Source organism: Nocardia sp. NPDC005745 (genome assembly GCF_040630775.1).
In the GTDB taxonomy this organism is placed as follows: Bacteria; Actinomycetota; Actinomycetes; order Mycobacteriales; family Mycobacteriaceae; genus Nocardia.
Genome location: NZ_JBEXYF010000018.1, coordinates 42072 through 54587, shown reverse-complemented (window position 1 = coordinate 54587; position 12516 = coordinate 42072). Strand labels below are relative to the sequence as shown.

Annotated in this window: 5 protein-coding genes (1 of these 5 cut by a window edge); 1 reads left to right on the top strand and 4 read right to left on the bottom strand. The window is 69.8% G+C overall.

Going from position 1 to position 12516, the window contains the following annotated elements:
* Positions 1-34 precede the first annotated feature (34 nt).
* Positions 35-763: a polyprenol monophosphomannose synthase gene (locus ABZ420_RS20115; RefSeq protein WP_357124699.1), complete on the top strand. Its 729-nt coding sequence runs from the start codon at positions 35-37 to the stop codon at positions 761-763.
* Here the strand turns inward: ABZ420_RS20115 and ABZ420_RS20110 are convergent.
* The 4 genes from ABZ420_RS20110 to ABZ420_RS20095 form a co-directional block, all read right to left on the bottom strand.
* Positions 741-1466, bottom strand: a complete 726-nt coding sequence (locus ABZ420_RS20110) for an NAD-dependent epimerase/dehydratase family protein (protein WP_357124696.1) — start codon at positions 1464-1466, stop codon at positions 741-743. The two genes, ABZ420_RS20115 and ABZ420_RS20110, sit on opposite strands and share 23 nt — an antisense overlap.
* Positions 1467-1554: 88 nt before the next feature.
* On the bottom strand, positions 1555-1971 hold the full coding sequence (locus ABZ420_RS20105; RefSeq protein ID WP_040867020.1) for a hypothetical protein: 417 nt from the start codon (positions 1969-1971) through the stop codon (positions 1555-1557).
* A 15-nt stretch (positions 1972-1986) separates the two neighbouring features.
* The gene (locus ABZ420_RS20100) at positions 1987-3912 is read right to left on the bottom strand and encodes a thioesterase domain-containing protein (protein WP_357124693.1); all 1926 of its coding nucleotides are present in this window, start codon (positions 3910-3912) and stop codon (positions 1987-1989) included.
* Positions 3909-12516 carry the 3' portion of a thioester reductase domain-containing protein gene (locus tag ABZ420_RS20095; RefSeq protein ID WP_357124690.1) on the bottom strand. 3548 nt of this gene lie beyond the right edge of the window, so only the last 8608 of its 12156 coding nucleotides appear in the window; the start codon falls outside the window, past its right edge; its stop codon occupies positions 3909-3911. The genes ABZ420_RS20100 and ABZ420_RS20095 overlap by 4 nt, the downstream gene beginning before the upstream one ends.

Genomic DNA, 12516 nt, shown 5'->3' with positions numbered 1-12516 from the left:
TTGCATGAGCGCGGCCTCCGAAAAAACTCTGGTAATGATTCCGACGTACAACGAGCGTCGCAACGTAGGCCCGTTGCTCGCTCAGATCCTGGATCAAGGCACCGATTTCGATGTCCTGTTCGTCGACGACAACTCCCCGGACGGGACCGGAGATCTGCTCGATGAGCTGGCCCGACAGCACGCGCCCCGCATCCACGTGCTGCACAGGCCCGGGCGCCGAGGCGTCGGCTCCGCACACCAGGCCGGAATTCGCTGGGCCTACGCGCGAGAATATCGGCACATCATCACGATGGATTCCGATTTCGCGCATCCGCCGTCGTATCTTCCGGCACTGCGCGCCGCTGCGGCCGGTTTCGACGTCGTGGTCGGATCGCGGTATCTGAAAGAGGACAGCCTCGCCGACTGGACTCCCTTCCGCAAGGTCCTCACCCGGGTCGGGCATTTCCTCACCGTGACACTGCTGCGGATGCCCTACGATGCCACCGGTGCGTTCCGATACTACCGGCTGGACTCCGTTCCGGTGGCGGCTTTCGATCGTGTCCGTTCGACCGGATACTCCTTCTTCTTCGAAAGTCTCTACATTCTCGCCGCCAATGGGTTCCGGATCGAGCAGGTGCCGATCCACGTCCTCAACCGCACCGCGGGCGCGTCCAAGATGCGCACCCGCGACGTCGCGACCAGCGTGCGTTTCCTGCTGGTGCTGTGCGCGGAGAAGTATCTGCGCCCCAGCAGGCATCGCCTCAGTTCGCCCGCGCACCGCTGACCCTCCGCCCGGCCAGCCAGTCGATCACCGCCGCCGCCTCCGGCCAGTCCGGGCCGGTGGCGGTGATCGGGAACTGGTCGTCGACATGATCTTTGGCGAACTCCGAGCGTGAGCCCACCGCGTCGCGCACCTCGGCCAGCGTGACGGTGGTGCGTGCGCCGACCTCACGCAGGCCGGTGTCCGCGAGGTGGGCGGCGATCCAGTCGGCGCACCACTCCACCGGGGCGAAGCTCTGGCGCGAGCGGCCGCTGGCGAACACCGGACGGTCGGCGGCCATGTCCGCCAGCACGCCCTTTCGGTAGTCCCCGCCGTACATCGGACCGAGCCGCACGACGAGACTGTCCGGCGTGCAGCACATCTGCTCGGCTTCCGCGCGATGGCGGCCGTAGACGGTGTCCAGCTGAGTGCGCGCGGAGATGCTGCTGATCTGCACGAACCGGTCCCAGTCCCACCGCTCGCGCAGCAGGCGCGTCTTGTCCACCGTCTCCTGGCGATCGGCGTCGGGATGATGCTCGGCCCAGAACCTTTTCGACGGGCAGGCGGTATTGATCAGCACGTCGTAGCGACCGGCCGCGCGGTGACGTTCATGGTCGGCGCGTACCACCGGCACCACCTCCCACCGTCCGCTTCTCGCGAGCGCGTCGACCAGCGCGGCGCCCACGTATCCGGTGGCGCCGACCACGGCCACACGTAATCGGCTCACACGCAGTCCTTTCCGGTGTACGCGCCGGTCGCCGCGGGACGGCGCCACCGCGCCTGTAGGCCGCGTCCGCTTCGGCGCTCGGGCCTGCTCACGCGCCGTTGCCTTCCAAGGTGTGCGGCAGCGGCGCCACCTGCACGATCGGCGGATCGCACTCGTCCCACGGCTTGGTCAGCATGGCGATGAACGTCAGCGGGGTGATCGAGTACACGGTGTGCATCACCCCGATCGGCGTGCGCGTGCAGATGCCCTTGGACACGTGGATGAACTCCTCCGGGCAGTCCGGATCCTCGTGGTCGTCCTTGGTCACCAGCACGCCGTTGCCCTCCACGAACAGCAGATACTCCACGAAGTGCGGGTGGTAGTGCAGGCCGCGCACTTTGCCGGGGTGCATGTAGATCAGGTTGAACTCCAGCAGGGGTTCGGGCGGGACCCAGGTGAAAATGCCGCCGCGCCCGTCGCGGACGGTGTCGAGGTTGCACGAGGGGGTGAGGACTTCGACCTTCATTACTGCATCCCTTCATCAGGCGGATACCGCGTGGGGGCGGACAGCGGCGAGCTTGTCCGCGAGCGAGCCGAGCAGCGCTGCCCGCTGCTCGACGAGGAAGAAGTGACCGCCGGGCAGCAGCTCGGTGGAGCGCAGTCCCGGCAGGACGTCACGCCAGGCCTCCAACTGCGTGACCGCCACCTGTCGGTCGTCCCGGCCACCGAACAGGTGGGCCGGGCACGACGGCGCGGCGGCGGGAGTGAACCGGTAGTCGTCGAAGATCTCGAAGTCGCTGCGTAAGGCGGGCAGGAACAACGCCATCACCTCCGGGGTCTCGCGCACCTCGGGCGGGATGCCGCCGTAATGACCGACCGCGGCGACGAACTCGTGATCCGGCAGGTCCGACAAGCGCCCCGGCCTGGGCAGGTGCGGGGCCACCGCGCCACCGAGGAACAGCGCTCGCGGCGCGATCGGATCGGGCAGGCGGCGGGCCACCTCGTAGGCGGTCAGCGCGCCGAGGCTGTGACCGAAGAAAGCGAACGGGAGATCGGTCAGGGGCAGGACCTGGGCCAGCGCGGCGTCGACGAGGTCGGTGAAGCGGCGGATGGGCCTCTGCGCCAGATGACGCTGCCGGGCGGGCAGTTCGACCACGCACAGCTCCACCCAGTCGGGCAGCTCGCGCCGCCACGGTGTGTAGGCGGCGGCTTTTCCGCCTGCGAACGGCCAGCAGAACAACCGCAGGCCGGCAGTACCCGCGGTCTTGCGGTGGATGGTCAGCCCATCCGTCTCGGCCGGTCGCGTCGATCCGCGGGCGGCCGAAGTTGCTCCCGACGTCGGATCGATATCTGCCACAGCCGGTTGAGGGATGGTCGACTCTACCGGCGACGTCGCAATGATCTCGGGCGTGATGCTGTCCGGTTCGGGGACGGCCGACGCTGCCACCGACACGGAAATCGTGTCAGGGGCGATGCGTTCCCGCTCAGGGGCCGACGCTGCCATCGTAGCCATAGCAGGTTCGACGGCGGCATGTTGCGATCCCGCTTCGCCGCGGAGGGACCGCAGATCACCAACCGTCGCGATCCGGGTCACCGGCGCGCCCAGCGTGGCGAAGAACTTCGACAGCGGCGCCGAGGGGCCGACTTCGTAGCGGGAGCTGCCCGAGCGCAGCAGCGCGCGCATGTTCGCCGTCCAGCGCACCGGAGCGGAGATCTGGCGCACCAGATGCTCGGCGAGGGTTTCGGGCCGGTGGAACTCCCCGGTGTAGTTCGAGGTCACCGCGACCGCACGCTCGGTGCGGATGCGCGGCGCGCAGTCGGTGAGATGTCCGGCGAACTCGGCCTCGATGCCGCGCATCCACCGGGAGTGGAACGGCGCGCTCACCCGCAACGGGACGAAACGCAACTCCGGATGACGTTCGGCGAGGACGGCGCGCGCGGCCGCGACCGCCTCGCGCGCACCGCTGATGACCAGCTGATCGGTCGAATTGTCGTTGGCAACCTCCGCGCCCGCCTCGGCCACCAGCTCCGCCACGCCGGAGCCGGCGATATCCGGCAGGATCAGTGCGGCCATCGCGCCCGCCCCCTCCGGCGCGGCACGCTGCATCAGCGCGCCACGCGCGCGCACCAAGCGAACGCCGTCGGCGAGTTCGAACACGCCCGCCGCGACCAGCGCGGCGTACTCGCCCAGACTGTGCCCGCCGAAAGCGACCGGCCGGAAACCGAATTCGGTCACCAGCACCCGGTACGCGGCGATCTCCATGGTCAGCACGCACGGCTGGGTGTACTCCGTGCGATGCAACCGCGGATCGCGCTCGGCGCAGATCCGCAGCAGGTCCTCGCCCACCGCGGCGCTCGCTTCGGCGAAAGTCTCCCGTGCGAGGGGGTATTCGGCGCAGAAGTCCGCGCCCATCCCCGTGCGCTGGGCGCCCTGGCCGGGGAAGACGATCGTGCACTCGGCGCTCATCGCAGCACCTCCGCGGCTGGCTCGGCCCCGCGCGGCGCCGGGATGTATCCCACCTCGGCGCAGTGCGCCAGATACACCCGCACCAGATCCTCGGTCGGCGGACAGTCGATGCCCGCGGCGCCGAGCACCCGCCGGGTGTAGGCGCAGTCGGCGTAGGAGCTTTCTTCGTAGTGGATCGTGCCGAACAGCTCGATGCCGTACTTGAACATCTCCAGGGTCTGGCTGTCGTAGACCTCGTCGCTGCCCAGCCGGTAGATCTGCCGGTCGGTGGCGCGGCGATGGAATTCCTCGAGCGGCACCAGATCCACTTCGTAGCCTGCGCGCTGGACATAGCGGACCACGTCGTAGTAGCGCCGGATATCGGGGTTGGTCAGGTGGTAGGTCTCCCGGTAGGTGGGGCGGTGCAGGGCGATGTGCACGATCGCGGCGCTGACGTAGTCGACCGGGGTGATGTCCCAGTGCACCGGCGTCAGCATCGTCTCGCCGGTCTCGATCATCGTCTTGAGGATGTCGTAGTACGCGCCTTTGACGCTGACCTCGGAGAACGGGTACCGGCCGGTGCGGCTGTCGCCCATGATGTTGCCGGGGCGCACGATGTCCCACAGCAGTCCGCGCTCGCTCGCCGCCCGGATCAGCTTCTCGGACTCGTACTTCGTCTGCTGGTAGGGCAGATGGTCGTAGCCTTGGCCCAGTTCGAGATCGCGCTCGGTGAACGGCGGGTTGTTGAAGTTGAGCCGATCGCCCAGCGCGCTGAAGCTCGACACGTACATCAGGTACTTGCCGCGTGAGCGCAGCGCGAAGTCCACCGCGCGGCGGGTGCCTTCGACGTTGATCGGGGCCAGCGCGTCGTAGAAGGTGACCAGGGTGGTGCGGCCCGCGGCGTGGATGGTCAGGTCCACCTCGTCGGCGAGCTTGTGCCAGGTGTCCTCGTCCAGGCCGAGCCGTTCGCTGGAGACGTCGCCGAGCAGGGTGGTGACGCGCTCGGCGAATGCCCGCTCGAGGGTCGCGTCCGGATCGTAGGTGGCCAGGAAGTGCTTGATCCGCTGCTCGGCCACGGCCACGGTCTTGCCGCGCACCAGGCAGGTCACTCGCACGTCGGTGCGCGTGAGCAGATCGTGCAGCAGCTTGCCGCCCAGCACACCGGTCACGCCGGTGATGAAGACCGATCGCACCGGGATCGGGGCGTCCATGGTCACCGCGGGGATGTCCTGCTGGGTCGCGGTGGCCGCGCTGACGGCGGTGGGGCGCGGGGCGTCTTGCGCCGCGACGGTGATGATGCCCTCGGCCACCAGATGGTGCGACAGCGACGCGATGGTCGGATACAGCTCGGTCGATTCCGCCGGGATCTTGACGTCGTAGTGCTTCATCAGCCGGTTGAGCATCCGGACGGTGGCCACCGAGTCGAATCCGAAGTCGGTGAAATCCGCGTCGAGGTCGAGATCGGCCGGATCGGTCTTGGTCAGATCGGCGAAGATGTCGCGGATGTGCTCGGCGAGCCGATCGCGCAACGCGCTGTCGAATTCGTCGCCGGGCAGCTCGGTGGCGACCGATTCGAGGGGTGTCTGCACCGGTTCGGCGGGCACCGGTGTGTCTCGGTGCGCTGCGCCGTTCGTGGAGTGTCCGTTGCGCCGATCCGCCGATGGCGGCTCGGTCTCCCGCGCGACCACCGTCTTCGCGACCCCCTGCGGCGCCGGGTCGGTGCGCCGCTGGTAGTCCTCGGGCACGATCCAGTACCTGCGCCGCGCGAACGGATAACCGGGCAGGCTCACGATCCGGCCGAACGGCCGCCCGTAACCGTGTTCCCAGTTCACGGTCCACCCGCCGGCCCACAACTCGGCGACCCGCGGCAGATTGCCGGAACGCAGCAGTGCGCCCACCTCGGCGCGCTCGGCATCCGACTCGCCGGGCAACTCGTCGAGGTCGCGATGGGTGCGGGCCACCCCGCGGAAGACCAGCAGGCCCTCGGCCGGTGCCGGTGCGCTCGAATCGGCTGTGCTGTCGAGTAATTCCACGAGTTCGGCCGTGGAGGTGGCCACCACCGCGAGGCGATGCTCGAATGTGGCCCTCCCGACAGCGAGCGTCCACGCCACGTCGGGCAGCGCAAGCGGATGCTCGCGCAGCCGGTCGGCGGTGCGTGCGGCCAGTTCGGCGAGCCGGTCGGCGTCGCGCGCGGACAACACCACGATCCTCGGTCGCCCGTCTTCGGCAGTCGGCGCGACGGATTCGGCGTCGGTGAGGATCACATGGGCGTTCGAGCCGCCCGCACCGAACGAGCTGACGGCGGTGACGCGGGGCTTGCCGTCGGCGGGCCGCGGCCATGGCGTGGGCCGGTCGATGACGCGGAACGGAGTCTTGGTGAAGTCGATTCCCGGGTTCGGCGGGTCGCTGTGCAGATTCGGCGCGATGGTGTCGTGGCGCAGCTGCAACAGCGCCTTCACCACGCCCGCCGCACCCGCCGCCGCTTCCAGATGCCCCACACTGGATTTCGCCGAGCCGATGCCGCAATAGCCACTCGCGGACGTCGAGCGGCGATACGCCTTCGTCAGCGCCGCGATCTCGATGGGATCACCCAGCGCGGTACCGGTGCCGTGGGCTTCCACGTAGCCGATGTCGCCCGCGTCGACGCGCGCCGCGTCGAGGGCCCGGCCGATGAGGTCGGCCTGAGCGACCGGGTTGGGGACGGTGAACCCGTTGGTGCGCCCGCCGTGGTTGAGGGTGCTGCCGCGGATCACGCCGTAGACGCGGTCACCGTCGGCGCGCGCGTGCCGCAACGGTTTGAGCACGAGAGTGACCACACCCTCGCCCGGCACGTAGCCGTCACCGCCAGCGCCGAACGACCGGCAGCGGCCGTCGGTGGAGGCCCAGCGGCCGTAGCCGAGCAGCAGGTACTTGCCGGGGTGGATCGACACGTTCACCCCGCCGGCCAGCGCGTAGGCCGCTTCGCCGCGGCGCAGGCTCGCACAAGCCAGATGCAGCGCGGTCAGCGATGCCGAGCACGCCGTGTCGACCGCGAGACTCGGGCCGTTGAAGCCGAAGTGGTAGGAGACCCGGTTCGCCACCGCGAAATAGCCGGAGATCGGCACACCGACGAATGCCTGATACTCGGCGTAGCCCACGCCGGCGAAGACCCCGGCATCGGGCAGGCCGCGGGCCGCGGCGCTGCGGCGCACCCGCTCCGGCGAGTAACCCGCGTCTTCCAGCGCGGCCCAGGAGGTTTCGAGGAACAGCCGTTGCTGCGGGTCCATCTCCTCGGCGTCTTTGGGGGTGATGCCGAAGAAGCGGGCGTCGAACTTGTCCACGTCGTCGAGGAACCCACCCCAGCGGGCGTAGGTTGTTCCCGGCTCGTCGGGATCCTCGGACAGGTATTCGCGGTGATCCCAGCGTTGCGGCGGCACCTCGACGATGCAGTCGCGACCTGCGCTCAGGTTGGCCCAGAACTCCTCGACGGTGCCCGCCATCGGGAACTTGCCCGCCATGCCGATGACGGCGATGTCCTCGGAATCGTGCGCATCGTCGAGGATCGGCTCGGCGGATTCGTCAGCAACGTTTTCTGGAGCAACCATGTGCGCTGCCCCGGGTACGCCGGCGGGTGACGGCGTTACGGCGGTGAGGGCGGCCACGCGCGGCGAGTGCTCGTCGGCGAGATAGCCCGCGAGGTCGCGGACGGTCTGATATTCGAAGAACAGGGTGCTCGGCAGCGGACCGAAATCGGATTCCAGCCGGTCGTTCATCTTGCTGATCAGCACCGAATCGATGCCGTAGTCCTGCAACGGAAGGCGGGTGCGGATCCGCTCCGGGTCGAGTCGGCAGTACTGGGCGAGTAGACCTTTGAGGTAGGTTTCGGCGGCCTGTCGCAACGGCGGGACCTCGGTGGCAGGGCTCACGAGTCCATGCGGCTGCTGGTCGGCAGCAGACGCCACAGATCCGCGCGCTGGGTCGTGGGCGACATTCTGGAGGCCGCTGTTGCCCAGGGGTGCGGCCGCAGGTACCGCGGAGCCTCCGGCGGCCTGTCGCGGTGCCGAAGTGCCATCGAGTGCCCTCGTCTCGGGCGCCGCTGGTGTGGGGGCAGTCTCGCCTACACGCAGCGCTTGTGGCACCGCGTCGGTCGACGGCAACGCGGCGCGGTGCGTTGGCGCACCTGTCCGGGGCTCGGCAACGCCCCGAGGCTCACCGATGCGCTGGGATTCGTGGACGCCGGCTGGGTGGGAAGCCCCTGCCGGCTCGGAGGCGCCTGCGAAAGCGGCGGCGACCGCCGGCTTCGAGACACTCACCGGTCCGGAAACCTCGTGGAAGCGCCCAGCGTCGACCGCGTACGAGGGTGGACCACTCGCCTCCGGCGCCCAGCACCTTTCTCGGTCGAACTCGTAACCGGGCAGATGAATACGGCGCGCGGCCGGGTCGATCCAGCCCGCGTGTTCGACATGTCCACCCTCGACCCATTGCCGTGCCGCTGCTACCGGGTCGTCCAGCACGATGGCTCCGGCCTGGTCCGTGGACGGGGTGTCGATGATTCCGGTGAAGACGCCTGCCGGACGGTTGCCCTCGGCGAAAGCGGCCAGCCGCGCCGCGATCGCGTCCACCGAGTCTCCGACCACGGCGAGCCGATGCTCGAAACCGGCGCGCCCGAATGCCAGCGTGCGCGCGATGTCCGCGGGTGCCGGCTCCGGATGCGCGGCCAGGTGCCTGCGCAGCGACCGTGCCATCCGGGTCAAGCTCGTCGCGCTGCGGGCCGAGAGCACCACCAGCTGCGGGCCGCCCGGTAGGTCACGGCGGGCCGTCACCTGCTCCGGTGCGCCGTCCACCACCACGTGCGCGTTGGTGCCGCTGAAACCGAAGGAACTGATCGCGGCCCGCCGTGGTGCGCTGCTCCACGCGCGCAGCTCGGTGTTGACGAAGAACGGCGACTCGTCCAATCCGAGCAGCGGGTTCACCGAATCGACATGCAGCGAGGGCGGCAGCTGTCCGGCGCGCATGGCCAGCAGCACCTTGAACAGGCTCGCCATGCCCGCGGCGTGCGAAGCGTGCCCGATGTTCGATTTCACCGATCCCACCGCCACGGCGCCGATCGCGCCGGTGTAACGCCGGAAGGCGGCGGTGAGCGCCTCGATCTCGATCGGATCACCCAAACGCGTTCCGGTGCCGTGCGTTTCGACGTAACCGATGGTGGACGGATCGATCCCGCCGTCGCGATACACCGCCAGTTCCAGTTCGGTCTGCGAACGCACGCTCGGGGCGGTGATGCCATTGGTGCGGCCGTCGTGATTGATGCCGATCCCGCGAATCACCCCGTGGATGGGGTCGCCGTCGCGTTCGGCGGCGGCCAGCGGCTTGAGCACCACCACGCCGACACCCTCGGCGATCACGAAACCATCGGCGCCCGCGTCGAAGCTCGCGCACCGGCCACGCGGCGACAGCATGCCCATCGAGGAGGCGAGCAGGTGGTACTCGGGCGTCACGAACACCGCGACGCCCCCGGCCAGCGCGAGCTCCGACTCGTCCGCGGCGAGGCTGCGGCACGCCTGGTGCAACGCGACCAGCGCCGAGGAGCAGGCGGTGTCCAGCCCCAGACACGGACCGGTGAGATCGAGGTGATAGGCCACCCGGGCGGGCAGGATGGCCGGACTGTTGCCGGTGAACATGTGGTGGGAACCGGCCGCTCCACGGTTGCGCAGCAGGTTGGCGTAGTCCGACCCCGGCGACCCGGCGAACACCCCGCACCGGGTGCGCCGCAACGACTTCGGGTCGATGGCGGCGTCTTCCAGCGCCAGCCAGCTGTGCTCCAGGAACAGCCGCTGCTGCGGGTCCATGTAGTCGGCTTCGGCGGGCACCAGGTCGAAGAACGCCGGATCGAACTCCTCGACACCGTCGAGGAATCCGCCCCACTTGGAGTAGGTCTTGCCCGGGGTCACCTGCCCCGCCCGGAAGTAGTCCGCGATCGGCCAGCGCGTGGCGGGAACCTCGGTCACCGAGTCGCGGCCATCGGCGAGATTGCGCCAGAACTGCTCGAGGTTCGCCGCTCCCGGGAACTGCCCGGACATGCCGATGATGGCGACGTCCATCGATGCCGACCTCTCGCTGGACTGCGCGGCGTGCGCAGCGACGGTTCGGGCGCCCGACGGCGCCGTGTTCGAGACGGGAGATGTCCGGGCGGGCCTCTGTGCCGCCGACGCGCTCGCCGCCGTGGCTCCTTGTCCGGCCAGGTGAGCGCTGAGCAGTCGTATTGACGGATGGTCGAACACCACCGTGGGGCGCAGCGCCGAGCCGTAGCGGGCGTTGACCCGGTCGATGATCTTCACCGCCAGAATGGAATCGACCCCGTACTCCGACAAAGGCAAGTCCGCGCGCACCTCACCGCGCGCCACACCCAGCCCGTCGGCGACGATGGCGACGAGTTCGGCCTCCAGCGCCGCGGCATTGCCGGGCTGCGGGGATGCGCTCACCGCGGCGAGCTGTTGCGCGGCGGCCGCCGGCTCGGCTGCCATCCCCGGGGGGAGCGGCGCACGGGCGGTGGGTTCGGCGGTGACCGCGAGAGAGGGCTGCGCGATCGTGGCCGGTGCGGCGGCAACGGGAGCGGCCTGCGCAGCGGCGGGCGCGGTGGCGCTGACCGCGGCCAGCAGCCGGAAACTCGGCTCCTCGTCCGCCGACAGCCCGGGCCCCCACGAACGGACTCCGGAGAATCCCGCCGCGGACAACGCGGCCTGCCATTGTGACTCGGACAGCAACGGTGAGTGCGGGATACGCGCCTCCGGATCGCGGTAGGCATGCCAACCCTCCAGCAGCCCGAAGGTCAGCGCGAGCACCTCGAGGTCCGTGGTCGCCTCGGTGAACGCGAGCACACCGCCGGACGCCAGCAACCGCCGGATGTTGCGCAGGGTCGCGTCGATCGACCGCGTGGCATGCAGAACGTTGGCGCACAGCACCAGGTCGGCCTGGTGCGCGGAGAATCCCTGCGCGACCGGATCGGCGTCGATATCCAGCACCGCGAAACGCAGGTTCTCGCGCGTGCCGAAGGTGCGCCGTCCGTGCGTGAGGAAACTGTGCGAGACGTCGGTGTAGTGATAGTCGAACGCGATCCCGCGCGCGGTGAGCGCGTCGAGCACCGCGTGCGTGGAACCGCCCGTCCCCGCCCCGATTTCCACGATCCGCAGCGGCCGCGTGTCACCGGGCCGCTGCGCGACCGCCGCCACCAATTCGGCGAGCAAGCCGTTGGTGAAGTCGTAGGCGGCGTTGCCTCGATAGATCGCGCCCACCAATGCGAGGTCGCCGCCGGGGAACAGCACCTCCGTCGCGGACAGCTCCCCGCGCAGCACGCGCGGATACGCCGCGAGGCAGGCATTCAGCAATGCCACGTAGGGCGCGGTTTCCGGGAAGCGGGCCAGCAAGTCGGCGCGCATCCCGCCGGTGCCGGGTGGCGGGCCGGGGACCTCGAACCGGTCGTCGTGCCGGCGCACGAGCCCGTGTCGTTGCAGGATGTCCAGGCAGCTGGTGCGCAGCCGACCGAACCCCGGTCGCACTCCCAGGCGCGCGTCCAAGGATTCCTGAGTCCACTCCCCCGCAGTGAGTCCCATGCCCGCGAGCGTGGCGAACAGCAGCATCGCCGCGTAACGGCCGAGTTCGGCTCGACCGGGCTCCACGATGCCGGTGGGCTGCAGCGCCGCCTCGAATCGCCGCACCGCGGTGTCGAAGCCCGAGCGCGGCGGCGCGATTATCCAGTAGTCGGCGCGTTCGAACGGGTAGCCGGGCAACGGGATCCGACGCCGCGGGCCGCCGCGCCCGCGCCAATCGATGTCGGCGCCCGAGACCCACCGGCGGGCCAGTTCCTGGTCGTCGGTCGCCGGTGCGAGCAGCGGCTGGGTTTGTGCGTCGACGGTTCCGGTGACCACCGGACCGAGTTGGTCGGTGCGGAACCGGTCGAGTGCGTCGGCCACCTCCACCGGGGAGGATGCGACCACCGCGAGACGGTGTGCCAGCGCGGGCCTGCCCACCTGCAAGGTGCGCAACGCGTCGAGGAAGTCCGCGGGATCGAGGGTGCGGAAGTGCCGCGCCATGGTCTCGGCGTAGCGGTGCAGCCGCTCCGGGGTGCGCGCCGAGAGCACGAAGATCTCGGGTTCCCCCGTCCCGGCCGGGGCAATCCGGTCGTCGGCGAATTCGGCGAGCACCACATGGGCGTTGGCGCCGCCCGCGCCGAACGCGCTGATGCCCGCGTGCCGCGCCACCGCGACGCCGTCGACGGTGCGGCGTGGCCAATCCTCCAATTCCCGTGGCAGGTGGAACGGCACCGAGTCGAACGCGATGGCCGGACCAGCCTGTTCGGCATGCAGTGTCGGCGCGATCCGGCCGTGGCGCATCTGCAACAGCACGCGTGTCAGGCCCGCGACGCCCGCGGCCGCTTCCAAATGGCCGACGTTCGACTTCGTGGACCCGAGTGCGCGGGAGCGGCCGCTGCCCCCGGATTTGCCGAATACCGTTGCCAGCCCGGCGATTTCGATCGGATCGCCGAGCGGTGTCCCGGTGCCGTGCGCCTCGAGGTAGTCGATCGCGGCGGGGTCGACCCCGGCCGCGCGCAGGGCCTCGCCGATCACCTCGGCTTGCGCCCCGGGGTGC

Coding starts and splice junctions, on each gene's coding strand:
- ABZ420_RS20100 (WP_357124693.1), bottom strand. CDS start 3,912: ATGAGCGCCGAGTGCACGATCGTCTTCCCCGGCCAGGGCGCCCAGCGC.
- ABZ420_RS20115 (WP_357124699.1), top strand. CDS start 35: ATGATTCCGACGTACAACGAGCGTCGCAACGTAGGCCCGTTGCTCGCT.
- ABZ420_RS20105 (WP_040867020.1), bottom strand. CDS start 1,971: ATGAAGGTCGAAGTCCTCACCCCCTCGTGCAACCTCGACACCGTCCGC.